At 41.7% G+C, this 26,554-nt stretch carries 24 protein-coding genes; 1 reads left to right on the top strand and 23 read right to left on the bottom strand.

Features of this window, described 5'->3' with window-relative positions; translation table 11 throughout:
• Positions 1-130: 130 nt before the first annotated feature.
• The 23 genes from HT715_RS03175 to HT715_RS03070 form a co-directional block, all read right to left on the bottom strand.
• The gene (locus tag HT715_RS03175) at positions 131-1,879 is read right to left on the bottom strand and encodes an ABC transporter ATP-binding protein (protein WP_001254298.1); all 1,749 of its coding nucleotides are present in this window, start codon (positions 1,877-1,879) and stop codon (positions 131-133) included.
• Between the two features lies 1 nt (position 1,880).
• Positions 1,881-3,605 carry an ABC transporter ATP-binding protein gene (locus HT715_RS03170; protein ID WP_023936095.1) on the bottom strand — a complete coding sequence of 575 codons (1,725 nt, stop codon included), beginning with the start codon at positions 3,603-3,605 and terminating at the stop codon, positions 1,881-1,883.
• 57 nt (positions 3,606-3,662) lie between these two features.
• Positions 3,663-4,601 (bottom strand): peptide-methionine (R)-S-oxide reductase MsrB, encoded by a 939-nt coding sequence (msrB, locus tag HT715_RS03165; RefSeq protein WP_000818203.1) that lies wholly within the window; start codon positions 4,599-4,601, stop codon positions 3,663-3,665.
• Positions 4,602-4,661: 60 nt separating this feature from the next.
• The gene (locus HT715_RS12220) at positions 4,662-4,784 is read right to left on the bottom strand and encodes a hypothetical protein (RefSeq protein ID WP_275690527.1); all 123 of its coding nucleotides are present in this window, start codon (positions 4,782-4,784) and stop codon (positions 4,662-4,664) included.
• Between the two features lie 75 nt (positions 4,785-4,859).
• The gene (gene thrB / locus HT715_RS03160; protein WP_050207664.1) at positions 4,860-5,729 is read right to left on the bottom strand and encodes a homoserine kinase; all 870 of its coding nucleotides are present in this window, start codon (positions 5,727-5,729) and stop codon (positions 4,860-4,862) included.
• 1 nt (position 5,730) lies between these two features.
• Entirely contained in the window at positions 5,731-7,017 is a 1,287-nt protein-coding gene (locus tag HT715_RS03155; protein ID WP_000216345.1) for a homoserine dehydrogenase, read from the bottom strand.
• 150 nt (positions 7,018-7,167) lie between these two features.
• Entirely contained in the window at positions 7,168-7,905 is a 738-nt protein-coding gene (gene mecA / locus HT715_RS03150) for an adaptor protein MecA (protein WP_000782680.1), read from the bottom strand.
• Between the two features lie 199 nt (positions 7,906-8,104).
• The gene (locus HT715_RS03145; protein ID WP_000461498.1) at positions 8,105-9,139 is read right to left on the bottom strand and encodes a hypothetical protein; all 1,035 of its coding nucleotides are present in this window, start codon (positions 9,137-9,139) and stop codon (positions 8,105-8,107) included.
• A 28-nt stretch (positions 9,140-9,167) separates the two neighbouring features.
• Positions 9,168-10,601, bottom strand: coding sequence for an O-antigen polysaccharide polymerase Wzy family protein (locus HT715_RS03140; RefSeq protein WP_000565082.1), 1,434 nt, complete (start codon positions 10,599-10,601; stop codon positions 9,168-9,170).
• Positions 10,602-10,616: 15 nt separating this feature from the next.
• Complete coding sequence (locus tag HT715_RS03135; RefSeq protein ID WP_138707086.1) at positions 10,617-11,603, bottom strand: glycosyltransferase family 2 protein; 987 nt, start codon at positions 11,601-11,603, stop codon at positions 10,617-10,619.
• A 1-nt stretch (position 11,604) separates the two neighbouring features.
• Positions 11,605-12,708 (bottom strand): glycosyltransferase, encoded by a 1,104-nt coding sequence (locus HT715_RS03130; protein ID WP_171043128.1) that lies wholly within the window; start codon positions 12,706-12,708, stop codon positions 11,605-11,607.
• The gene (locus HT715_RS03125) at positions 12,698-13,543 is read right to left on the bottom strand and encodes a phosphorylcholine transferase LicD (RefSeq protein ID WP_001061973.1); all 846 of its coding nucleotides are present in this window, start codon (positions 13,541-13,543) and stop codon (positions 12,698-12,700) included. Before HT715_RS03125 ends, HT715_RS03130 begins: the two co-directional genes overlap by 11 nt.
• 278 nt (positions 13,544-13,821) lie before the next feature.
• The gene (gene psr / locus HT715_RS03120; RefSeq protein WP_138707085.1) at positions 13,822-15,096 is read right to left on the bottom strand and encodes a polyisoprenyl-teichoic acid--peptidoglycan teichoic acid transferase Psr; all 1,275 of its coding nucleotides are present in this window, start codon (positions 15,094-15,096) and stop codon (positions 13,822-13,824) included.
• Positions 15,093-15,941, bottom strand: coding sequence for a prephenate dehydratase (gene pheA, locus HT715_RS03115; protein WP_138707084.1), 849 nt, complete (start codon positions 15,939-15,941; stop codon positions 15,093-15,095). Before pheA ends, psr begins: the two co-directional genes overlap by 4 nt.
• A complete protein-coding gene (locus HT715_RS03110) occupies positions 15,938-16,414 on the bottom strand; it encodes a shikimate kinase (protein ID WP_023939772.1) in 477 nt (158 codons plus the stop codon). Before HT715_RS03110 ends, pheA begins: the two co-directional genes overlap by 4 nt.
• Positions 16,407-17,690 (bottom strand): 3-phosphoshikimate 1-carboxyvinyltransferase, encoded by a 1,284-nt coding sequence (aroA, locus tag HT715_RS03105; RefSeq protein WP_138700315.1) that lies wholly within the window; start codon positions 17,688-17,690, stop codon positions 16,407-16,409. The genes HT715_RS03110 and aroA overlap by 8 nt, the downstream gene beginning before the upstream one ends.
• Before the next feature lie 91 nt (positions 17,691-17,781).
• Positions 17,782-18,120 carry a YlbF/YmcA family competence regulator gene (locus tag HT715_RS03100; RefSeq protein WP_119919994.1) on the bottom strand — a complete coding sequence of 113 codons (339 nt, stop codon included), beginning with the start codon at positions 18,118-18,120 and terminating at the stop codon, positions 17,782-17,784.
• Positions 18,121-18,130: 10 nt separating this feature from the next.
• Positions 18,131-19,234, bottom strand: a complete 1,104-nt coding sequence (locus HT715_RS03095) for a prephenate dehydrogenase (RefSeq protein WP_138700316.1) — start codon at positions 19,232-19,234, stop codon at positions 18,131-18,133.
• A 9-nt stretch (positions 19,235-19,243) separates the two neighbouring features.
• Positions 19,244-20,410: a chorismate synthase gene (aroC, locus tag HT715_RS03090; protein WP_138700317.1), complete on the bottom strand. Its 1,167-nt coding sequence runs from the start codon at positions 20,408-20,410 to the stop codon at positions 19,244-19,246.
• A 9-nt stretch (positions 20,411-20,419) separates the two neighbouring features.
• Complete coding sequence (aroB, locus tag HT715_RS03085) at positions 20,420-21,487, bottom strand: 3-dehydroquinate synthase (RefSeq protein WP_138707082.1); 1,068 nt, start codon at positions 21,485-21,487, stop codon at positions 20,420-20,422.
• A gap of 18 nt (positions 21,488-21,505) precedes the next feature.
• The gene (locus HT715_RS03080) at positions 21,506-22,360 is read right to left on the bottom strand and encodes a shikimate dehydrogenase (protein ID WP_000762494.1); all 855 of its coding nucleotides are present in this window, start codon (positions 22,358-22,360) and stop codon (positions 21,506-21,508) included.
• A complete protein-coding gene (gene aroD / locus HT715_RS03075; protein WP_000767767.1) occupies positions 22,350-23,027 on the bottom strand; it encodes a type I 3-dehydroquinate dehydratase in 678 nt (225 codons plus the stop codon). The genes HT715_RS03080 and aroD overlap by 11 nt, the downstream gene beginning before the upstream one ends.
• Positions 23,024-24,187, bottom strand: a complete 1,164-nt coding sequence (locus HT715_RS03070) for a class I SAM-dependent rRNA methyltransferase (RefSeq protein WP_014017286.1) — start codon at positions 24,185-24,187, stop codon at positions 23,024-23,026. The genes aroD and HT715_RS03070 overlap by 4 nt, the downstream gene beginning before the upstream one ends.
• Positions 24,188-24,336: 149 nt before the next feature.
• Here HT715_RS03070 and HT715_RS03065 point away from each other — a divergent pair, with 149 nt between their 5' ends.
• A complete protein-coding gene (locus HT715_RS03065; protein ID WP_166728004.1) occupies positions 24,337-26,454 on the top strand; it encodes an LTA synthase family protein in 2,118 nt (705 codons plus the stop codon).
• Positions 26,455-26,554 lie beyond the last annotated feature (100 nt).

Raw genomic sequence — 26,554 nt, 5'->3', positions numbered from 1 at the left:
TGCGGCTAGCTTCCTAGTTTGCTCTTTGATTTTCATTGAGTATTACAGTGAACAATTTTTCTAGCTATTGTAACAAAAAAGTCACCCGAAGGCAACTTTTTTCGTCCATAAACTTTCAAAAGAGAATGGCTTATTCAGAGCTAAAAGCTGCTGCTTGCTGCATTTGGTAATACTTACCCTTTCTAGCCATGAGATCCTGATGATTGCCATGCTCCACGATGTCGCCATCTACCAAGACAAGAATCAAATCCGCATCCTGAATGGTTGACAAACGGTGGGCGATGATAAAGCTTGTGCGCCCCTTCATGAGTTTTGCAAAGGCATCCTGTACTAGCACTTCTGTCCGTGTATCGATGGAGGAAGTTGCCTCGTCTAAGATAAGAATCTTTGGAATAGCCAAAAAGACTCGCGCTATAGTCAAGAGCTGGGTCTGACCGACAGAGAGAGATTCTCCTGCATTTTCTAACTTGGTATCGTATCCCTGTGGCAACTGTTGGATGAAAAAATCTGCATTGGCTGCTTTGGCAGCAGCAATCACCTGCTCCCGACTGGCTTCAGGATTTCCAAAAGCAATATTGTCATGAATGGTTCCTTGCTTGAGCCAGGTTTCTTGGAGCACCATGCCAAACTGCTGTCTCAATGATACTAGGGTATAATCATAAATGGATTGCCCATCCAGCAAGATATCTCCTGAGTTAATAGGATAGAAACGCATAAGAAGATTGATAAGGGTTGATTTTCCTGCACCTGTCGGACCAACGATGGCTACCTTGCTACCAGCTGGAATATCAATAGATAAATCCTTAATCAAAATCTTTTCAGGATGGTAACCAAAAGAGACATGTTTAAAGGAAATAGCTCCCTTAACTTGGTCACTGGTCAAGACTTCCTTGCCTGTTTCAGCAACCTCAGGACTTTCTAAGACAGCATAGACGCGCTCTGCGCAAGCCAGAGCACTTTGCAACTCAGCTAGCACTGAAGAAATATCGTTAAAGGGCTTGGTATACTGTTGGACATAGTTCAAAAAAGTCACTAAACGCCCAATGGTCAAGGTTGACCCCATCATGATACGATAAGCTCCTACTCCAGCTAGAATCGCATAAATGAGCGCATTGACAAAGCGAGTCGAAGGATTGACCGTTGAAGAATAAAAGATGGCCGACTGCGAATAGCCTGCGTAGTTGTCATTAGCCTCACACAGTCTTTTGATAAACTCTACCTGAGCATTAAAAGATTGAATAATAGTCTGCTGGCTAAGCGATTCTTCAATCAACTGAGTCTGAATTCCCCTTGTCTCTGTTTGCTTCTGGAAGAGATGATAGGAGCGTTTGGCAATAAAGCGTGAAACCACCATGGAAAGTGGCGTCAACAGCAAGACTAAGAGAGTCATGAGGAGGTGAATTTGCAGCATGGCTAGAATGCTAACCAAAATCATCAAGACACCAATGAAAAATTGGTTAAAAATCATGGTCAAGCCAGCTGCTAACTGTTCGATGTCCGTGGTTACCCGACTGACCATCTCTCCACTTCCTTGCCGCTCCACAAAAGCAATCGGTAAACGATGGAGCTTATAGATGATTCGCTCTCGCAAGTCTCTGGTATAAGAGAAGATTAGGCGATTATAAAGAAGAGGATTGGCCCATTGTACCAGAGTATTTCCTATAACTACCAAGATCATCTGGAGAAAAATCTGCCAAAAAACTGGTGAAGAACCAGCCACTAGGACTTGGTCGATGACCTGCCCAATCAAGATAGGTAGGTAGATTGATAAGCCAACCTGGGTAATAGTTCCTAGAAAGGCTAGGAAAAGGAGGAAGGGATTGCTTGCTAAATCTTTTGCCAAGCGTGTGAGCGTCTGGTTTGCAGTTTGTCGTCTCATGCTAGTCCTCCTTTCCATGTTGGGATGCATTGATTTCGCGATAAACTTGACTAGATTTCATCAAGTTCTCGTGCTTGCCGATAGCTAGGAGCTCTCCTTTTTCTAAGAGGAGAATCTGGTCAGCCATCTGTAAAGTCGAGGTTCGTTGAGAGATCAAGATTAAGCTCGTATTTAGCAAATTTTCTCGGATAGCTTTCAAGAGCTTAGACTCGGTAATGGTGTCGAGGGCCGAGGTCGCATCATCTAGGATGAGAAATGGAGCTTGGCGCAAGACTGCGCGAGCAATAGACAGCCTTTGTTTTTGTCCACCTGAGAAATTTCGACCTCCTGCCTCAACAGTGGCATCCAAGAGCCCTTCCTTTTCACTAACAAAATCCTTAGCTTGCGCAATCTCCAAGGCCTGCCAGAGTTCCTGGTCAGATACTTCTTGATGTAAACCTAGAGTCAAGTTAGAACGAATGGTTCCCTTAAAGAGTTCGACTTTTTGGGGCACATAGGCAATCCAAGACCGCCACTGCTCCAAATTAAGAGGACTACGTCCATTTCGATAAAGGTCTATACTCCCCTTGTCTGCTGGATAAAGTCCAAGTAAGACTTGCACCAAGCTTGATTTACCAGAACCAGTTCCTCCGATGATACCAAGGATTTGCCCTTGCTTCATATTAAAGGAAATGTCTCTCAGAGAAGGCTGGGCCGCATCAGGATAGGTAAAGGTCAGTTCTTGAACTTGTAAAACCTGATCACTGCTAGCTTGCTTTTGTTCTAATTCTGAATGAATATCTTCTGGAGCCTCAGCAAAAACTTCCTCGATTCGCTTAGCTGAGATGTAGGACTGGTTGAGGGAATTGATCAGCATGGCTAGCTTGACCAATTCCACCAAAATCTGTAAGAGGTAATTGATAAGAGCAATGAGAGCACCTTGACTGAGCACTCCTCCTTGAATTGAAATATAGCCTTGCCAGATAATAACGAGAAGAGTTCCATTGACAATCAGATAGGTCAGAGGTGTTAATAAACTAGACCAGAAACCTGTCTTTTCTTGTAATCTAGCATAAACTTGGTTAAGGGTTTGAAAAATCTGTAACTCTCGTTTTTCTTGACCAAAAGCACGAATAACCCGCATCCCTTGCAATTGCTGGCGCGTTTCCTGAACCAGTTGGTCCGTTTTCTTTCTGAGACTACTGTAGAGAGGATTGACCAATCGAGATAACCCTACAATGACAATGGTCAAAATGGCAACCATGACTAAGAACCAGAAAGTCAACTCAGCTGAGATTCGATAAGCCATAAAAATGGCACCAAAAACGATAATGGGCGCTCGCAAAAAGAGACGCAGGAATTGATTGATACCAGTCTGAATCTGGTAGGTATCCGAAGTCAAGCGAGTGACCAAACTAGAAGTTGTCAGACGGTCTCTGCTGTCCTTGGACAAGGAAAGAATATGACGATAAAGATCGTTTGTCAATTCCTTAGCAAAGCCTACTGCTGCCTTTGCTGAGTAAAATTGAGCTATCAAGGCCACTAAAACGCCAATTACTGCAAAGATAAGGAGCAGGCCAATCTGCATCCAGAGATGACCTTGATCTCCCTGAGGTAAAGATTGGTCAACAATCCCAGCAATCACCATGGGAACCAAGAGCTCAAAAACAGCTTCTAACAGCTTGAACAAGGGGGCTAAAATTGATTCCTTGATGTAGGGTTTGAAGTAAGATAATAGGTGTTTCATAAATCCCTTCTATTCATATTCTAGAAATGAAGAAAGTGGGAAGCCCCACTCTCTGTTTTATTTGTTTAAGTAAGGCAATAGATAGCCATATCCTGCTTTTTCCATCTCATCCTTGGCCACAAAGCGTAAAGAAGCAGAATTGATACAGTAACGGAGGCCGCCTAACTCCCGCGGTCCATCTGTGAAAACATGACCCAAGTGAGCGCTGCCTGAACGAGAACGAACTTCAATTCGCTCCATTCCATGGCTCAGATCCTTGTAATAATGAATCAACTCTTTGGAAATCGGACGGCTAAAACTTGGCCAACCACAACCTGAAGCAAACTTATCCTTGGCAAAAAAGAGTGGCTCACCCGTCGTAATATCTACATAAATCCCCTCTTCAAAGGTTTGGTCATAGGCATTGGTAAATGGAGCCTCTGTAGCAGCTTCTTGTGTGACACGATAAGACTCTTCAGATAGACTGGCCTTCAACACCTCTTGACTAGGCTTTTCATAGTTTGCTGCATCAATCAATGGCTTATCAGCATCGGTCACATCGATATGACAGTAACCTGAAGGATTCTTCCTGAGATAATCTTGGTGGTAGTCTTCAGCCAGAATGTAGTGGCGTAATTGCTCCACTTCTACTGCAATCTTTCGACCCAGCATGCGTTCCTGCTCCTGTACCACTGTGTAGATAGCTGGCAAATCTGCTTCATCCTGATAATAAATCCCAGTTCGATATTGGCGACCACGGTCATTCCCTTGTTGATTGATAGATAGAGGATCGATAACTCGGAAATAATAAAGTAAAATCTCTCTGAGTGACACTTCCTTCTCATCGTAAATCACTTGGACCGTTTCTGCATGGTCTGTTTCCTTGATCAACTGGTAATTGGTCGTTTCGACTTGACCATTAGCGTAGCCAACACTGGTTTCTAGCACTCCAGAAATGCGTGAAAAATATTCCTCTAGGCCCCAAAAACAACCACCTGCTAGATAAATTTCTGCCATCTTTATTTCTCCTTTATCACGTTTTTAACTAATACTCTTCGAAAATCTCTTCAAACCACGTCAGCTCACATCTGCAACCTCAAAACAGTGTTTTGAGCTGACTTCGTCAGTTCTATCCACAACCTCAAAACAGTGTTTTGAGCAGCCTGCGGCTAGCTTCCTAGTTTGCTCTTTGATTTTCATTGAGTATAAACTTCTTTTCACAAAAAGGATATGAAACCCTCTGGTCAAGAGTTTCCCCATCCTATCTTCTATTCTTTATTTTGCTTCTACACGGACACCTTGGGTATCAACTCTCAAGTCATGCAGTTTTCCTTTGAAAGGTTGCTTTTCCAATTCTGCCTTAATCCTTGGCATCTTGTCATGAGAAGCCAGAACCATAACTGTCGGCCCAGCACCAGAAAGGTAGGTTGCATAGGCCCCATTTTCTTTGGTCACTTGCTTAATCATCGCAAATTCTCTTACCAAGTCCTGACGATAGCGCTCATGGAAGAGGTCTCCCTCGATTGCTTGCCCAGCGGTCACCATGTCTCCTGCCAACAAGGCAGCAACCGCTACATTGGCGATAGAACTTGCAGCAACAGCTTCCTTATAAGACAATTTTTTAGGCAAGACACTACGGCTGTCGCGAGTACGTAATTCATAGTTTGGAATGTAAGCTAGAAAATCACACTCTGGAAAGTCTGCTACGATAGCAGAGACTTGCCCTTCAACAGAACTTGCAATAACGAGATTACCATAAATGGCTGGAGCCACATTATCAGGGTGTCCTTCAATCTTGGTCGCTAACTGCAATTTTTCATGATCAGACAAGTCGAGTTGCCCCAATTGGTTGGCTAGTTCAATCCCAGCCACAATAACTGAGCTGGAAGAACCCAAACCACGCGCCAAGGGAACATCACTGGTCATTTTCAAGCGTCTAGGTTTCAAATCTGGTACAATTTGCAAAGCGATTTTGAGCAAGAGATTACGCTCATCATGTGGAATCCATTTGCCAATCTGGTGTTCAATCAACCACTCATCTCCTTCTTCGCAGACCTCAATTTGAAGATACTTGGTTACAGCTACACCGACCGAGTCAAAACCTGGCCCGATATTGGCACTGGTTGCAGGTACAATAATCTTCATCTTATTCTCCTAGCACCTTGAAGGTATTCAAGAGGTCGAATTCTGAAACCTTCTTCAATTCAGCTGAGACATTTTCAAGCTGGGCTTTATTAATCTTGTGTGTGATGATAACGACACGCGCCTTGTCACCCTCTTTGCCATCTTGAAGGATTTGCTTAAAGGAAATATCTTGAGCATTGAAGATTTCAGCCAACTTCAAGACCTGACCTTTTGAGTCTGGAGCCAAGATTGAGAAATAGTAGTTTGCTTTGACATCTTCAGGATTTGCCAAGACCAAGTCACGGCTATATTCGTTGAAGTCTTTGCCAATAGTACCATCATTCAAACGACGAACGATACGGACAATATCAGCTACAACACTTGTTGCAGTTGGTTTTTGACCCGCACCTGGTCCGTAGTACATAGACTCACCAATACCGATAGATTCTACAAAGACAGCGTTCATTACGCCATTCACACTAGCAAGTGGGTGCGCTTTAGGTAGGAAGGTTGGAGTCACTTCTGCAGCAATACCTGAAGAAGTTTCCTCAATAGAACCAACCAATTTCACTACGTAACCAAGCTCTTGAGCTACAGCTACGTCTTCTGGTGTGATATTGCGGATTCCCTTGTGGGCTACATCATCAAAGGCAATCTTCATGCCAAAGGCAAATTGGCTCAAAATAACCATCTTGTAGGCTGCATCAATCCCATCTACGTCATTCGTCGGATCGCTTTCTGCAAATCCTAGACGTTGTGCTTCCGCAAGAGCATCATCGTAAGACCAGCCTTCTTCCACCATCTTGGTCATCATGAAGTTGGAAGTTCCGTTGACTACTCCAAGCACGCGCGTAATTTTATCAGAAGCCAAGGAATTTGCTAAAGTACGAAGAATTGGAATCCCACCAGCTACTGCTGCTTCGTAGTAAAGTGCTACATTGTGGGCTTTAGCGATTTCTAGCAATTCTGCGCCATGGACAGCCAAAAGGTCCTTGTTAGCAGTAACAACGTGTTTTCCAGCTTCCAAGGCACGAGTGATAAAGGTTTTAGCAGGTTCGATACGCCCCATCAATTCCACTACGATTGTAATGTCTTGATCTGATAAAATATCATCCACATTGGTTACAAAGTTAAAGTCATTCCCTGCTGCAAGTAAGCGATTCTTTTCATCTTCATCCTTGACCAATACCTTAGCAACTTCAATCTCTGAATGTGCTGATTGATTGATTTTTTCTCCATTTTCCTTTAGGAGGAAAGGCACACCACTTGCAACGGTACCAAATCCTAGTAAAGCAATTTTAACTGTCATCTTTATCTCCTCGAAATTTTCTAATATAGCCATTATAACAGAATTTTGTGAAAATTCCTATTATAGTAAATCACTATTTCAGTATAAAAAGAAAAAACGAATCAGACGATTCGCTCTTCTTAAAATCTGAAAATAGCTTTCCAGAAAGGATTAGCCGATTTTTTGCAGATTGAGCACTGCATCGTGACTCATCAAGACTTGACCATACTCTTGTAAGACTGAGCGACTGATATCACTATCGTCTGCAAACTCGCGCATACGGGCCAACAGCCAAGCTGGATATGGGCTTGGATGATTTTCAATATCCACTAAAATGGTCAAATAATAGCGCTCGTTCATTTTGTAGAGTTCAGAAGTTTCCATTTCAAAAGTCACTGTCTTGGCAAAAACTACCAAGTCAGCCAACTTAGCAAAAGAAAGGATGTAGTAGATGTAAGGTTCTTTCTTACTCTCAGCTTCTTGTTCAGCCTGCTCTTGCTCTTCTTCCTTGGCTTCAACTTGCTCAAGAGATTGAATGGCTTCGATATCATCCTTGGTTTTGTCTGCGATGCTTTTTTCCAGGGTTTTGATAAATTCATCTGGAGACATTTGAGCCAATTCTTCCATATCTGGCAAATCCGATAAGTCTTCAAAATCTAGATTTTGGTCAATCTTTGACTTGGTCACAAAGACATCTACCTTATCAGGTTTTGGAGTCACACGGAAGCTCAACATGCCTGTATCCAGAAAGCTATCAGGCATCTCTAGCTCATCCAAGATAGCATAAAAGAACTCTTCTGTTTTTTCTTGAGGAACGAGAAAGTCAGCAATCTCCATTCCACGATCCATCAAATCCTCTAAAGACATAGTGATTTTTAAAGTTGTATCACTAATTTGTTTCATTTTCATTGCTAGTAACCTCATACTTTCAGTTCTATCTATTATACTAGATTTTTACGATTTTATCAAAAGAAGGCTCCTCTATACGGATAGATTTTCCCTAGGGTCTTTCTATAGGAGACTCCAAAAGAAAATTTCTGCAGACAGATAGAAAAAGCCTTCAAAATCAGCTCTTAGCCGATTTTGAAGACCTCATACATCAGAATACTTATAATTTAAAGGTTGCTACACCGAGGATAGAACGATTTAAGTTTCTGAGAATTTGAAGACTTTGCTCAAATTTCTTATAACGAGTCACTCCGTACTCTTCAACAAGAAGGACTGTATCTCTTTCCAAAAGAGATGATACATCCTGCAAATCTACAAAATGCATTCCTTTTAAAGCTTCTTGACTCTGTTTCAATTTATCTAGGATAGCTTTATTTGAGCTAACGATGGTCAATTCCTGTCCAGTATTTTTGTATGACAAAACATCTGCTAGGTTAGCAATTGTTGTAATCTCTGTTACAAAATCAATTTGATACTGAGAAAAATCACCTACTCTATTGATTGTTGGATTAAAGAGATAAACTAACACATTTCCCATCACAACCAAAATCACACAAACCACTCCAATAACAACTAAACGAAGAATCAGATTTTTCACATTTAAGCCAAGCGCTGTTTCACCATTTGCGTTCAATTCTTTAGAGTTGATGGTTTCCAGTTTTTCAATTTTCACATTTGCATAAGCATGTTTAAATTTCTCAATCAACCCATCAATTTTTTTCTCTAACAAGTCATTGGCATCTTTACTTGATGTCAAAATTTTCACACCAACCCCTGCATCGTCAATCATATAGTAGACGGTCAATTTTTTCCACCAATAGTCATTCGTTGAATTTTTCAAGGTTGTTTCCGTCGTGTCTAATTCACTGGCAATTTTTTTCAACTCACTGGGTTCTACATCATTGAAAAGATAAGCTCCATTCAAATTACCATCAATCAATTTCCCATAAAAATCACTATAACCACCAATTTGATGATTCAAAATCGTTTTGGCCGAATCTTCTGGAGGAGTGATTTTATAGATAAGATAAGTTGAATAACTTGTTGTATCTTTGACAGTGTTTTTATTCCTAACTGCTTTAATTGTAAATGGTACAGCAATGAGAGCAAATAAAGCGATGAGAGCTAAAATATTTGCTTTTCGTTTTTTATAAAGATTTGCAAACAAATCAGCTACTGAATAATGTTCAAACATGATTTTTTTCTCCTTTGTTTAGTAGATACTAGTTTTCCTTTGTAAGCATTTTTGCTACAAATATAATCACAAGAACAATTCCCCAGAATTGCATTGTAAATAAATTGAAGAAACTTTCTGAAAAGCTGCTTCTTGGCATAAAGAATAGATTATTCAAGATGAGTAGGGATAAAGCAAATAGGATTGTCCTTGAGCGATAGGCTACTTGCAGCATGGCTATAAATAATACGCCGAGTAAGAAACTAAGCAGAAAGACTCCAATCATACCATAGTCGGTATACAACTCCATGATATAACTACTTCCGATACCATGCCCTTTCAGGTATTCCTTGTTCAAGACAAGATAGGATAGATTGTGGGCATAACTATTACTATCAATAGCTAGTTCCACACTATTGGTTGTATGTTCAAAGGCTTTTCCTCCGAAAATGGCTCCCAAACTCCCCCTTGCAAAATAATCAAGAACAGGACCAAAAGTAAAATTACGGAAATCTCGGTAAGGGAGGCTACTGTTAAATAGAAAACCTCGAGCCAGAACACCAAAACTAGTCCCTTGTTTATAGATAAAGTCAAGTAAGATATCCCAGAAACCTGTATGGGAAACTTGGACATTATCCCGTACATAATTGAGTACTCCCATCGCTAACATGAGAATAGGAGAACCTACAAAAATCGCTAACTTTTCTTTAAACCCAATCCATTTTCCTTTTTCAGTTTGCTCCCGCATAAAGTAATAAACAAAAGCAAATAAAATACTTAAAATAAAGGGATTTCGTGTCCCAATTGCCAAATGAATAGTATTAGCTGCAATAAAGGAGACAAGCACTGCTGTGGCCTGCAATTTCTTTGGCTTGGTTGCCAGATACATACACATTGCATAGACCGTAAAGGTAGACAAAATGTAGGTAAAATAAGGCAGTTTACTTTCAAAATTTGCATAGTAGGCATAGTAGGAAGTCTGCAAACGATACAAGAGCCGTTCAAATAACCGAATGAAATAGAAAGGATAGGTTAGAAGAAAAACTCCTAGTGATACAAAGCGTAACCGCTTGATATAAACCTCTTTTAGAGAATTTCCTATATTTGCTACTTTTATTTTCTTCCTAGCTATGAAGTAACGAGCCAGAATGCCTCCTGTGGTCAAGCCCAGAATCGAAACCATGACAACTATAAAGGCAAAACGATAGGCTATTGGATGATAGGTATCCAAAGCACCATCCCTAAAATAATCAATGGTCGGTCTTGATACCAGAAATACAAAAATGGTTAAATAGAAAATAAAATGGATTAAGTAATACTTGATATCATTCCAACAAGCAATTAAGCTACTAACCAACAAGAACAATAAAGTAGAAAGTAAGCTAACATTATTATTATTAAACAGATACACAATTCCACTTACTAGCGTCAAGGCATAACTGACTATGGTCAAACTAAATAATAATCGTTTCCCATCAATCACTTGGTCACCCCCGTTCTAATGTAATTTTTTAGATTTTTCAATATTTTTCAGTAATAAGAATCGATATAAGGAAATATTTATGAATAGGGCCAAAGCACTAATTCTTCTCCCCTTACGGAAAATTGGATTCCTAGCAATAGCAAAGACATGGCCTTTTAAAAAACGATGAATCTGAGAATAGGCTTCAAATTGTTTATACTGATCATCTAGTAACATCTTATCCAGAATAAAGAAGTGGGCATAGGCCAATCTGAAAAAAGTGACCTCTTTCAAGTCAGGATAGTTTTTCACAACTTCATTATAAAACTTTTGGTAGATATCAATATAGGCTAAATCCTTCTCTGCATAGGGTTTGGTCGTAATACTATCCCCTCTATGGAAATAGTAATAATAGGGTTTAGTATTAACCACATACTTCTTGGCCAACTTGATTAAATCAAAATGGTAATAGGCATCTTCGTAAATCAACCCCTTAGGAAAGGATAGGGCAGTTGCAATCTGTCTCTTGATTAGCTTATTGCAAATCGTCCCAGGTATTTTTTCACCTATGAGGTATTCCTTTAGAAATGTTTGAGAATCACAGACAAAATAGTCATCCTGATTGGCTGACTGTGGGCTTTCATCATTAGCATAGACATTCATGACACCACAGCTTGAAACATCCGCATCTTCTTGAACTAATTGCTCATATAAGCTCTGAATCATTTCTGGATGGATATAATCATCTGAGTCAATAAAAATCAGATAATCCCCGTGAGCCTGCTTCATCCCATCATTTCGTGCTTGCGACAATCCTTCGTTCTTTTTATGAAGCACTGACACCCTGTCATCTTGTTCAGCGATTGAATCACACAAGCGACCACTTTCATCTGTTGCACCATCATCAACAAGAATAATTTCCAGATTTTGATAGGTCTGCTTCTGAATGGAAGCTATCGATTTTTCTAGGTACTGCGCCACATTATAGACTGGCACAATCACACTAATTAATGCAGTTTCCATGCTACTCCTCTAATAGTTTTTCTACTTGTTCGATTTGTTTTGTAATTGTAAATTGTTGAATGAATTGGCTAGCCTCATCGACATCAAAGTTTGAGGCAGAAGTCATGTAATTAGTAATCGCCTGAGCTGCCTCTTGATTGCTCTCAATGATTTGTCCAAATCGTCCTTCTTGGGATAATTCCTCAGCCCCTCCAACGTCCGTAGAGATAAAAGGGAGTCCCAGACTCAAGGCCTCCACATACACTCCAGGAAAACCTTCTTGTTTAGACATAGACAAGAGAACTTTCGTCTGAGATAGATACTGATAAGGATTTTTTTGATAACCAAGGAAATGTACATAGTCCTCAATCCCATACTCTTTGACTCGTTTTTTCAGTTCCTCTTCCATATCACCAGCCCCGATAAAATAGAGATGATAGTTTTTTCCCTCTTGGTGTAATAATCGTATCACTTCCACTACACGGTCAGAACCCTTATTTTCCTCAATCCGTCCGATAGTACAGATACTTTGAGGAGCAATCTCGATATCGATCTTCTCTTGAGATTTTTCTAGAATAGTCTGAAAATCATATCCATTGTAGATTGTCTGTAATTTAGAAGTATAATCTGGATAAACTTCCTTGATAGAATTGCTGGTCTTTTTTGAAATCCCTACAATTGTATTCGCAGCATCCAACTGGCTTCTATGTGATTCTCTTTTAGAGCTATCCTTAAGAAGTTCTTCAATACTTCCATGAATCCAAGATATCTTCTTGACTTCTCTTCTTTTAGAGAACAACAGTGGTGGATTCATAATGGTAAAAGAAACTTCAACATCATAATCATCTTTTACAAGCAAACGACGAGCCAGTCTTGGAAAATAAATTCTCATTCTCCACAAAAAAGCTCGTAACCATCTGGTTTGGCGATAATCTTGAAGGGATTTTAAAATGCCTACATGCTTTGGAACAGATTCATATCCCTTGTCAAAGTGCTCCATTTCAAGAATATCAATATCATACTTTTCTGGATCCAGATTTGAAACAATGGTTGATAGAATCTTCTCTGCACCACCTCCAAGAGAAAAAGACCACATAAAAAATAAGATTTTTTTCTTAGCCACCATATTCTCCCTTGTATTCTGTATAAGACTTATCCATATCAGCGATGACAGCATCATGATGCGGTACCTGCTTGTCTGCTGGTGGAGGCGTCATATAATCCCCAAAAGCAGTTCTGAGATAGACATCATAGCCGATTGGAATAGGCATCTCTGTTCCTTCAAATGGCAAGAAAAGATTGTCTTCAAAAGATGTGATTGGGTACTTGTTTCTCATGTAGCCAGGACCTGAGCATAATTCTGTAATGCCATCACAATCAGCCAAATCATACTTAGTCATTTCTTTCTCAGCTTTTTTCCAGATGCGATAACAGAGAGATTTTGGAGTCAAACCCAGTAAAATGCGACTTCCCCATTTCATGAGAGCACCATGCTTTTCTGGAATAGTTTGCGCACAAAAGAGTGAATAAATCAAGGCCCAACGAACCTGTTTTTTCCGCTCAGCTGGATTTTTCGGATAATAATCCAAAGGCAAAACATCCAAGGCCAGACCATGTGGCAAATCCAAATCCTGCTGATAAGGCTTGATACAGGTGGTTTCCTTGTCACGAATGGTAATAAAAAGATTACGATCAACAAAATCCTTGTGACTCTTTGACAAGAAATAACGTTCATCTGCATAACGAGGCCATAATTCTGCTAATTTCTCATAATCTTTACGAGGCATAAAAAAGTCTAGGTCGTCGTCCCAAGGAATAAATCCCTTGTTTCGAAGGGCACCAATAGCGCCTCCGCCACAGAGATAACAGAGCAAATCATGTTCTTTACAAAAGGCCACAAAATATTCAGCCATCTCCAGACTACGAGCCTGAATTGCTTTTAAATCAGTCATATTGTTCATTATTCTTTCTATCGTATCGTTTCATTATACCACAAACAAGGGGTGAAAATCTATTGCAGACTGTAAAAAATCAAAGCCTGACTGCTATCCAAATAGCTATCAAACTTTGATTTTTCTGTCTTATACTCTTCGAAAATCTCTTCAAACCACGTCAGCTTCACCTTGCCGTAAGTATAGGTAACTGACTTCGTCAGTCTTATCTACAACCTCAAAACTGTGTTTTTAGCAGCCTGCGGCTAGCTTCCTAGTTTGCACTTTGATTTTCATTGAGTATTATCTTATCTCAAGCCCATTTGAGCGAGCTTGGTTTGATATTTGTTTTGATCAACCAGCAAGCCCAAGCCTCCATAAACATCATAGGCATCTACCCAGTCACCCAGTTCTGGAATCGTCAATTTTTCAATACCATTTTTTGCTCCATCCAAAACAGATAAACCGTTTGTTAGGAGGAAAGTATAGGGTACGTTGGTTGAGGTCATAGCAAAAACCTTTCCAAGAGCTTCAGAACCAGTGAAAAGTTTAGTGGGATCTTTAATTTGCTCTAAAATTGCTGTTAAAACTTGTTGCTGTCTTTTTGTACGGCCGTAATCCGCCTCATCGTCATCACGGAAACGAGCATAATTGAGCAAGGTTGAACCGTTCATCTGCTGTTTTCCGACTTTGATGGTTTGGGTTGGAGACTCAGTCTCAGTAGCGTGTAAATCATCTCCGACTGTAGCTTCTGTTAGTGGGCGCCCATTCAATGTTGAAAATTGAGCATCAATTGTCACCCCATCAGGGAAAAGTGTGTCAATCGCTGTTGCAAAGGCCTGAAAATCGACCAAGGCATAGTACTTAATGTCCAAGTCAAAATTATCTTTCAGGACTTGGCGAACCATTTCTGCCCCTTTTTGCCCCTCTTGTTCTCCTAACTCATAGGCTACGTTTAACTTGTTATCCGTCTGTTTTCTACCGTTAATGACTTGACTATAACCATCTATATAGACCAAATTATCACGCATGAAGCTGACCAACTTCATTTTCTTATCTGAGCCGCCAACATTTAATACCATAATAGAGTCCGTCCGCGTCTCAGCACTGTTTTGGCCGATTCGACCATCCGTCCCCATGATCAAAATATTAACCCCGTCTCTAGTGTCCTGACCATTAAAGACTTGAACCTGTGCTGCCTTAGCATCAGCAGTTTTCTTTGCACTAGCATCTTGGTAACCACGTAAAAACATGAATACCATGGCTAAAGCCACACAGACCAAAAGTGAAAAAATCACCATAAAAATGCGTTTAAGACGGAGCTTCCGTCTTTTCTTTTTGGGAGGGGAAGAGAGTGCTTGTGATTTGGATTGTGAGCGACTCCGGTTCGCATAGCTTGGTAAGTCAACCTGCTCTTCTCTTTCTTGTTCCAAGCTAGAGCTACTATTTCCCCTAGCAAGAGTTAGCTTTTCTTGCAAATAGGCAAACTCATTTTTTTCTCTCTCATTGAGATAATGAATATTTTTTAGCAAATAATCATAACGTAATTTTTCATGATGACTGAGAGGATTTTCTTTACTCATCTTCTCTCCTTTCTATAGTCTGATATTGGATAAATAGGATAGGCACCCAGAACTTTATACTGGATTCCGATGGCTTCTAGTTCTTTTTGGGCAAAGTGAACCAAGTCCTTATCAGTATAGTCCACATCGATAATGAAAAAGTATTCGCCTAGCGCTGTCTTGAGTGGACGACTTTCAATTTTTGTCAAGTCAATTCCTCGCCAAGCAAAGGTCGACAGGGCCTTATAAAGTGCACCTGGAAGGTTGTCAGGTAATGTCAAGGCCAAACTCATCTTTTCAGTTTGTGCTTGCAAGGGAATACTAGGCTTTTCAGCTCCTAGAACCCAGAAACGTGTGAAATTGGCTTCCATTTCCTGAATATCCTCGGCAATCAGTTCCAATCCATATTCTTCAGCAGAACTTCTAGGTGCAACTGCTGCAAAGGGCTGGTCTGGATGTTCGGAAATAAAACGGGCCGCATAAGCTGTACTAGCTGTTACCTCGATTTGAGCCTCTGGATATTGTTCATCGATGAATTTCTTTCCTTGAGCCAAGGCCTGTGGATGTGAAAAAATCTTTTCAATCTTAGTACGGCCTGGAACCACCATCAACTGCTGATGAATAGGCTGAACGATTTCTGCTACTGCTTGGATGTGAGCCTGATGAAAAAGATAGTCCAAGGTTTCATGAACACTACCCTCAATAGAATTTTCAACTGGCACCACAGAATAGTCCACTAATCCTTGCTCATAAGCCTTGATGACATCTGTAATGTTGGCAAAAGCCTGCAATTCCTCATTAGGAAAAGCTGTCTGCACAACATGGTGTGAAAATGATCCCTTGGGACCTAGATAAGCAATTTTCATCTTAGTTCCTCTATAATTTCCTCCGGACTTAGCTTGGTCACATCCAAAATCCGACTAGCCACTTCCTCATACCAAACCTGTCTTTCTTGGAAAATAGCTGCAAGTTCTTCCTTGCTATTATTTAGAAAAAGCGGGCGCTGATTATCCTTATCAGCTGCGATACGTTGGTAGAGGGTTTCAAAATCTGCTTTCAGGTAGATGTTATCTGTATTAGTCTTGAGTAAGTCACGATTTCTCTGAGAAATAACCACTCCTCCTCCAGTTGACACGACTTGGTCTGTTTGTAGTAAATCAGCTAGGACTTCTGACTCTACCTGACGAAAGGCCGCTTCGCCCTTTTCCGCGAAAAATTCCGCAATGGACATACCTAAACGCTTCTCTATCAGAGCATCCATATCAAGGTAGTCTGGGTCTAAACCTCTTGCAATAGTCGATTTGCCAGCACCCATAAAGCCTAGTAACACCTTAGCCATGAGTCAAGTTCTCCAAATCATCAAAGAAGCTAGGATAGCTGGTATTGATGGCTTCTGCCCGATCAAGTTCCACTTCTCCATCTGCAACCAAGAGAGCTGCGATGGCTGTCATCATGCCAATTCGGTGGTCTCCAAACGTATTGACTCTAGCACCGTAAAGAGCGGATTTTCCTTTGATAATCATTCCATCTGCTGTAGGTGTGATATCTGCTCCCATACTATTCAGGGCGTCTGCCACCACCTGAATGCGGTCTGTTTCCTTGACCTTAAGTTCCTCAGCATCCTTGATAACTGTTACACCTTGGGCTTGGGTCGCAAGTAGGGCAATAATAGGCAATTCATCAATCAAACGTGGAATCAAAGCGCCACAAATCTCTGTTCCTTTCAAGTCAGAAGACTCAACAATCAAGGTTGCAGATTTAGCGACTGGATCGATTTCAGTTATTTCCAATTTTCCACCCATGGCACGAATGACATCAATAATACCGATGCGAGTTTCATTGATCCCCACATTCTGCAGCACTAGACGAGAATTTGGAACAATCAAACCTGCGACTAACCAAAAGGCTGCACTGGAAATATCTCCTGGTACGACCACCTTCTGTCCTGTCAATTTTTGTGGCCCTTGGACTGTGATTTTCTTACCGTCCACACTTAAATGACCACCAAATTGTTTCAACATATCTTCAGTATGATTACGGGTGCACTCTTTTTCGATAATAACTGACTCCCCCTTAGCTTGTAAGGCTGCAAACATCAAGGCTGACTTGACTTGGGCAGAGGCAATTGGCAACTCATAATGAATAGGTCTTAGGTTTTTCGTCCCTTTTAAGCGAAGGGGAGGCAAGTCTAGTTCAGTTTGCCCTGAAATGCTGACGCCCATTTTTTTCAGTGGAAGGGTCACACGGTCCATAGGACGTTTGGATAGACTGTCGTCTCCGAACATTTCTACTTCAAAGTCTGCACAAGCAAGAACACCTGAAATCAGACGAATCGAGGTTCCAGAATTTCCCATATCAAGAGCATTTTGCGGAGCTTTTAGGCCGTCCATACCGACACCTTGAATGGTAATAACCCCATCTTTATCCTCAATATCAACACCAAGGTCACGAAAAACCTGCACGGTCGAAAGAACGTCTTCACCTCGCAGAATATCATAAACCTTAGTCTCACCCTCAGCCAAACTTCCAAAGATAATGGAACGGTGGCTGATAGACTTGTCACCTGGAACGCGGATACTGCCATGTAAGTGGCAAATGTTTGTTTTTAGTTTCATACTGAACCTCATACTTGCAATACTTTTACCTATTTTATCATAAAAAGCCAGAAATTCCTTAAAAATTCCTGACTTTATGATAGTTATTTTCTTATTTTAGCAATTCTGAAACTGGTTCGAAAACAATTTTTTCAATGTCAGAAAGGTAAATGGCCAATTGTTGTTGCTTGGTAAAGAATTCTGATAAGAGGCCATTCCCTTGAATCTGCTTGCCAAAGCCTTCCATCTTAGCTTGGAAAGAAGCGTCTGGCATTTGACCTGTCTGAGCCAGTCTTTGAATTTCCTCTTGGAAAGCAACATATTCTGTAAAGATTTTGCTCGCCTCAGCATCTGCTGAAATCGCATCTTTAGCTGCTTTAACAGCCTTGTATTCTGGTAATTCGCGTAGACCGCGACTGAGTTCGTTTGCACTATCGTAAATATTTGGCATAATTTTCTCCTTATTTGACAACGACTGTGTAGTCGGTATTTTCTGTTATGAGATGCTCGGCTCGTTCCAAGTCTTGAGCATTTTTAAATGAAATTTGTAGGATTCCGTGAATATCTTCACGATTTTCCTCGTTGATGTGGATGTTAACCAAGGAAGTTCCACGTAGCAGTTCCAAAATCCGCAGGATGACATCTTCTTCATCAGGAACGTCAACATAGAGGTCGTAAGAGCTATCCACACCACCACGCTTATGGATTTCCATGGTCTGGCGTTGTTCACGCGCTTGGTTAAAAAAGTTCCAAATTTGCTCTTCATCCCCCTTACTAATGGCCTGACCAATCGCTTCCAAACGTTCCTTAAAATCCTCAATTCGGTCTAGAATAGTCTCACGATTGGACAAGAGAATAGAGGTCCACATACCCGGCTCGCTTTCCGCAATTCGGGTCATATCTCGAAAACCACCGGCCGCAAAGCGCCTTACCATCTCATGTTCTTGAGCATAGACCGCAGTCTGCTCCATGAGACTAGAAGCCAGAATATGAGGGAAATGGCTAATCTGAGAAGTCACACAATCATGCTCCTGGGCATCAATCTCGATAAAACGGGCATGAAGACCTGAAAGCAGATCCTTCATTTCCTTAAGCGTGTCCTGACTTGTCAGGCTTGAAGGTGTAAAGATATAATAGGCATTTTCAAAAAGATTGACATCCGCAGAAGCAGCCCCTGTCTTGTGACTACCAGCCATGGGATGGGCTCCGACAAAGCGAACAGACTTGCCAGCTAAATAGTTCTCCGCCGCATCTACAATGGCTGACTTAGTCGAACCAGCATCTGAAATAATGACACCTTCTTTCAAGTCCAAGTTGGCCAACTCCTTAATAAAGGAAATGGTTTGTTTGATTGGCAAGCTGAGAATGATGATATCTGCCAAAGGAGCAAAACTGGCAAAATCATCCGTTGCACGGTCAATCATGCCTTCTTTCAAGGCAATATCTCTCGAAGCTTGACTGCGATTATACCCTAAAATTTCATAATCTGGATGATCGCGTTTGATACCAAGCGCCATAGAGGCACCAATCAAACCAAGACCTGCGATATAGATTGTTTTTGCCATAGGAACTCCTTAATAGTTCTTTGTATAATCTCGGTGTTGGGCTACCGCTTCTTTTAATTCCTCTAGATTGTCTGATGAGAATTTTTCAAGGATTTCTTGTGCCAGAACCGTTGCCACAACGGCTTCCATAACCACTCCTGCTGCTGGAAGAGCGGTCGGATCACTTCTTTCGACTGTTGCCTTGTAGGGTTCATGGGTTTCGATATCCACACTCATAAGTGGTTTGTAGAGAGTAGGAATGGGCTTCATCACGCCGCGAACAACAATCGGTTGCCCATTAGTCATACCACCTTCAAAACCTCCCAGATTGTTGGTACGGCGGGTATAACCGTCTTCTTTAGACCAGAGAATTTCATCCATGACTTGGCTGCCTTTACGATAACCAGCTTCAAAGCCAAGACCAAATTCCACCCCTTTAAAAGCATTGATAGAGACAACTGCCTGGGCCAATCGCGCATCCAATTTTCTGTCCCATTGGACATAGGAACCAAGACCAACTGGAACACCTCCAACGACTGTCTCCACAACCCCACCGATGGTATCTCCATCACGCTTGATTTGGTCAATATAATCCTTGATTTCCTGTTCCCGTTCTTGGTTGACAATAGAAACGTCAGACTGGGCAGCTCGTTTCTTAATCTCAGCAACTGTGAGATTCTCAGGAACATCGATTTCCTTGCCACCAAAAACCACGACATGATTAGCAATCTCCATACCCAGCTCAGCCAAGAGGCGTTTGGCCACTGCCCCCACTGCTACCCGCATGGTGGTTTCACGAGCTGATGAACGCTCCAAAGAATTTCTTAAATCATCAAAACGGTACTTGATGCCCCCAACTAAATCGGCATGACCTGGACGAGGATGGGTGATTTTTCGTTTGCTTTTAAGGCGGTCTTCAATGTCCTCTGCAGACATGATGTCCAGCCATTTCTGGTGGTCCTTATTGACGACATCCATGGTAATAGGCGCCCCTGTCGTCTTCCCGTGGCGAACGCCCGAAGTAAAGATAACTTGGTCGCTCTCAATTTTCATACGACCACCGCGGCCGTAGCCACCCTGACGGCGTTTAAGGTCGCCATTGATATCCTCAGCTGTCAAAGGAAGCCCAGCTGGAATTCCCTCAATGATAGCTGTCAGACGGGGTCCGTGTGATTCTCCTGCAGTTAAATATCTCATACACTCTCCTTATTTTACCAAGTAGTCTTTCATCTCTTCCAGAGAAACTGGGTGAATGGTCGCTGAACCAAGCTCTGGCACCAAGACCAATTTCAAGATGTTGCCACGCGCTTTCTTGTCATGAGTCAAAGCCTGATAAAGCTTGTCAACATCCCAGTTTTCATAGTCAACAGGCAAGCCAAATTTCTGACACATAGCTGTAATGGACTGAGTTATTCCTTCTGGCATAAGGCCTTTTTCCTCAGCCACCTTGGAAATCTGCACCATTCCCATGGCAACAGCTTCACCATGCATGACTTTCCCATACCCAGCCGTCGCTTCAATGGCATGACCAATGGTGTGGCCAAAATTGAGGTAAAGGCGAACACCATTGTCCAACTCATCCTCAACTACCATCTTGCGCTTGACCTGACAAGAATGTTCAATCAAGGTCTCTGCATGTTCCAGAATGCTCTCAACAGAACCATCCAGCTCCGTCAAAAGAGCCCACAGTTCTGGATCCTCAATCAAGCCATACTTGATGACCTCCCCCATCCCTTCGATCAACTCTCTTTTTCCAAGCGTTTCAAGGACAAGCGGGTCAATCAGAACCCCATCTGGTTGGGCAAAGGTACCCACCATATTCTTAGCAAATGGAGTGTTAACGCCTGTCTTTCCACCGATAGACGAATCCACCTGGGCAGTTAAACTGGTCGGAATCTGAACAAAGTGAATACCCCGCATATAGGTAGAGGCTACAAAACCAGCCATGTCCCCAACGACACCACCGCCGAGAGCCACGATTCCATCGCTACGAGTCAACCCCTGCTTAACTAGAAATTCATATACTTTCTGAACAGTAGTTAAATTCTTTCTTTCTTCCCCTTCTAAAAAGTCAAAAACAGCTACCTGAAAACCAGCATCTTCTAGGCTGAGTTTGACCTTCTCAGCATAAAGAGAAGCTACATGGTTGTCTGTTACGATGAGCACTTTTTGTGGTTGCCATAATTCTCGCAACCATTGACCAGCCTGAGCCAGACAACCTTTTTCAATCTGAATATCATAAGGATGATGAGGAATATCGATTCTGATTTTCATAAGAGAGTCTCCCTTTCTTTATTGGTATTTTTCTGTTAAAGACTGCCAAATCTCTTCTGTCGGCATTTCCTTGCCTGTCCACAGTTGAAAAGCTTCTGCAGCTTGATAGAGCAACATTCCCAGACCATTGACTGCTGGATTGCCCTGACTTCTAGCCCATTTCAAAAACGGCGTTTCAAAGGGTTGGTAAATGATATCTGCGACCAAGAGAGTCTCTGTCAGATTGATGTTTTCTGGAACTGGGGATGATTGACCATCCATGCCCACACTAGTCGCATTGACCAGTAAGCCCGAATCGGCAATCCTTGCTTGCAGTTCCGAAACATCTTCTAAAGCATACAAATCCACTTTAAAGCCTGTCTGCTCCTGTAACTTGTCTAGGTGAGGTCTTGTTTTTTCCATAGAAACGGAACGAACAAAGACCGAAATCTGACTGACACCATCCAAAATGGCTTGCGCTATAATGGACTTGGCCGCACCACCTGCACCCAGCAGGGTCATCTTCTTACCTGTAATTGTAAAAGAAGGCAAACTCTTAAAGAATCCCTTGCCATCTGTATTATATCCAATCAAATTCCCATTCTCATTGACAACCGTATTGACCGCACCAATCAAGCGCGCCTCATCGCTCAGCCCGTCCAAATAAGGAATCACCTGCTCCTTATAGGGCATGGACAGATTGATGCCAAACATCTGGTAGCGACAAATATTGGCTACTGTTTCTGCCAAATCACTCGCTTCAATCTCCCAAGCAACATAAACACCATTGGTAGCTGTCGCCTCAAAGGCCCTATTGTGGATGAAGGGAGAAATAGAATGTTTAATAGGATTGGCAACAACTGCAGCTAAACGTGTATAGCCATCAAGCTTCATCCAAAATCTCCCTGATTTTTTTCATGCTAGCTAGAGAAATCTGACCAGGGGCACTAGCCTCATCCAGACTGGCAAAAGACCAACTCGAACCAGTCACATCCGCAGTGATACGAGAAACCTTGCCCACCTTACCCATAGAAATAGTTACATATTCCTGCTCAGGATTGAGGGTTTTAAAGCCCCGTGTATAGTTCATCAAGTCTAGCACATCCTGCTCCGTATGAGCCATCACCGCAACCTTGACAAGTTTTGGATTTAGGCTCGTCAACTCTGACAAGATTTCCATCATATTTTCAGGTGTTTCTTGGAAATTGTGGTAACTCAAAACGAGATTTGGGAAGTCCAGCATTTCCTCAAAAACATCCTTGTAGCTATAGTACTCAAAATCAATATAGTCTGGTTGATAGAGTTGCACCACTTCCTTGATTAAATGGATATATTCTTCTGAAGAAAGGTCAATTTCTCCCCCTTCAGAGCGAGTTCGTAGCGTGAAAACCAACTCACGACCTGCGAATTTTTCAAAAATAGCTGGAGCCACCTGCAAAATCGCTTCTTTAGGCAGATAGTCGGCACGCCATTCAATGATGTCGGCATCCAGGTACCTTGTGGCATCCAGAGCCTGGGCCTCCTCTAAACTTCTTGGCATTACTGAAACGATTAATTTCATTTACTAACCTTCATACTAATCACCTTGAGGTAATTACTACTTTCATCTTTTTTATTATAGGCGAAGTCTGCTGGAAGACCGTATTTATTTAAAATCTGGTAACTTCTTCCTGCAAAGCCTTTATCAATTTGTTCTGTAAATTTCTGACGGGAAACATTGGCAGCATTGGTACTGGCAATGATAATCCCTCCTGGATTTAAAATCTCAAGACTCTGGGAAATCAACTTGTGATAATCCTTGGCCACAGAGAAGGTCTGTTTTTTGTTCCGAGCAAAGCTAGGCGGATCTAGGACAATCACATCGTAGGTCAAGCCTTTTCGTTTGGCATACTTGAAATATTCAAAGACATCCATGACCACAAAACGATGGTCGTCTGTGCTGATTCCATTTGCCTGAAAATGCGCTTGAGACAATTCTCGTGAACGTTTGGCTAGGTCCACAGAAGTTGTCTGACTTGCTCCTCCCATTGTCGCAGCTACTGAAAAAGCTGCTGTATAGGAAAACATATTGAGCAAGGATTTGCCCATAGCCAAGCCATCGACCAGACTACCACGAACCTCATGCTGGTCTAGGAAAATTCCTGTCATCAAGCCATCATTCATAAAGACTTGATACAGAACACCATTTTCCAGAACAGTGAAAAAGTCAGGTGCTTCTTGACCATAAACATGGGCAGATTCATAGTCCAAACCCTTAAAGCGTATCTTCTCATAGGCCCCTAACACCTCAGGAAAAACCTGTCTAAAGGCTTCTGAGATGGTCTGACGAATCTGATAAACATAAGAGTTATACCAAGAAAAGACAGCATAGTCGCCATAGAGGTCCACTGTCAGACCGCCAAAGCCATCTCCCTCTTGGTTGAAGAGACGAAAGGCAGTTGTCAAATCATCTTGATAGTAGGCTCTTCTCTTTTCTTTAGCTTGTCTAAACAGCATTTCAAAGAAAGCTTGATTGAAGGTGATCTTGTCTTTACTGATAAACCAACCCAAGCCCTTGTTTTGCTGAGAAAGGTAGGCAGTCCCAAGAAAGGTTCCTTCTTGACCCTGCACTTCTACTTCCTGATCCTTAAGATTGACATTTTCAAGATCACTGGCTTCTAGTAAAACTAGCCCCTTAGCAAGCTTCTTTTCAACCCTTTTGCTAACTCTTATTCTATTCATAACTACCATTATATCAAACTTTTAGACAATTCTCAAAAAAGAAACTACCCTTGCTTTTTTACTCTTCTTTTAAAAAATGGTATACTAATACTAATAAAAAATTAGGAAGTAAATGTGTGAAAAGCAATTTTAACAAAATCCAAAAAGCCATGGGTACCAGACTGGGTTTTGTCCTAACCCTTTTAATCCTCTATTGGCTCAAAACCTTATTAGCCTATGCCGTTGACTTTAATTTAGATATTCAAGTGGGCAAGTTGCAGGGAAATTACCTTGCCTTTATCGCCTTTTTCAATCCCCTTCCCTTGGGGCTACTCCTGCTGGCTCTAGCCCTCTATGCTCGGTCAACCAAAATCTTTTATGGTCTGAGTATAGCTATTTATAGCCTTTTATTCATTTGGCTTTATTCCAACGTCTTTTACTATCGAGAATTTAGTGACTTTATCACGGCTAATACCATGAAGGTGGTCAGCAAGGTGTCTGTTGGTACTGCAGAATTAGAGTTACTGCGCTTTTGGGATTTCATCTATTTTATGGATTTCCCACTGCTGGCTTTCCTTTTCTATAAAAAATTCATCCAGCTGGATAGGAGACCTTTCAAATTCCGCTCCAGTGTTGCCATCACTGCTCTCTCTGCCCTGCTCTTTTCAGCTAACCTTTTCTTGGCTGAAATTGAGCGTCCCGATCTCCTATCGCGAGGATTTTCGAATTATTATGTTGTCCGCGCCCTCAGTTTACCAGCTTTTTTAGGCTATAGTGCCAACCAATCCTATAGCGCTAATAAAGAACGGGCTAAGGCCTCTGAGACTGACCTTCAACCTATTACAGATTATATTCAAGAGCATTCGGCTAAGCCCAATCCAGACTATTTTGGCTTGGCCAAAGGAAAAAATGTGATTTATCTCCACTTGGAGAGCTTCCAGCAGTTCCTACTTGACTATAAACTCAACCTAGATGGAACTGAGCATGAAGTCACTCCCTTTCTTAATTCCCTCTACCATTCGCAATCTACACTAGCCTTTTCGAATATCTTTAACCAAGTCAAGGCTGGTAAAACCTCAGATGCGGAAACCATGCTAGAGACTGGTTTGTTTGGACTTGACCAAGGTTCCTTTATGGTCAACTATGGAAGTACCAATACCCAGCAGGCAGCGCCTTTTATCCTAACAAAAAATGGCTATCAATCAAGTGCTGTCTTTCACGGTAATATTGGGACCTTCTGGAACCGAAATACGACCTACAAACAATGGGGCTATCAATACTTCTTTGATGCATCCTACTTCACCAAGCAAGACAGTAGCAATTCTTTCCAATATGGTTTAAATGATAAAATCATGATGAAAGATTCTATTCAGTATCTGGAGCATTTGCAGCAGCCTTTTTATGCCAAGTATATCACGGTGTCCAATCACTATCCCTATGCTAGCAATCTGACTGGCGATGAGCTTGGTTTCCCACTGGCTAAGACCAAAGATGAAACAATCAATGGCTACTTCCAAACAGCCAACTATCTGGACAGTGCCATTAAAGCCTTCTTTGACTATCTCAAAGAAAGTGGCCTCTATGAAAAATCCATCATCGTCATTTACGGAGACCATTATGGTATTTCCAACTCCCGCAATCCTGAGCTGGCACCCTTGATTGGAAAGACTTCTGAGAACTGGTCGAATTACGACAATGCCATGTTGCAACGAGTGCCTTTTATGGTGGTCATGCCTGGCTATGAAAAAGGACAAATCATCAATACCTACGGTGGACAAATCGATATCTTACCGACTCTCGAACACCTCCTTGGTATTGAGTCCAGTTCCTTCCTTCAAGTTGGGCAAGACCTTCTGTCTCCAGACCATCAAGAAATCGTTGCCTTTCGAACTGCCAATTCCTTCGTCACACCAAAATACACCAGCTACGACGGACGAACCTACTATACTGAGAGCGGTCTTGAAATCAGCAATCTTGATGAACAAGCTCAAACTGAACTAGAAAGCGTTCGGCAGGCAGCCAGCCAACAGCTAAAAATCAGCGACCAGATTCAAACTGGTGATTTGATACGTTTCTACCAAGCAGATCATCTTGGAAAAGTTGATACTGAAAGTATTTCTTACCTCAATTCCTTGCCAATTCTGCAAAAGATTGAACAGGAAAAAGGTAGTCAGTCAACCAGCCTCTTTAGCCAACGACAAGGCAAAACTAGTACTGACCTTTTCAAGGCACCAAGTTACCAAGAACTCCATCCCGAGTCTGCAGAAACTGAATCAAAATCACAATAAAAATGCTCTTCCATCGTGGAGGAGCATTTCTTTTTATCAACAAAAATCAAAGAGCAAACTAGGAAGTAATCTGCAGGCTGCTCAAAGCACTGCTTTGAGG

Origin of the sequence: Streptococcus sp. 4155 (assembly GCF_013276695.1) — a bacterium.
GTDB lineage: Bacteria > Bacillota > Bacilli > Lactobacillales > Streptococcaceae > Streptococcus > Streptococcus pseudopneumoniae.
This window is presented reverse-complemented; position numbering and strand designations above follow the sequence as displayed.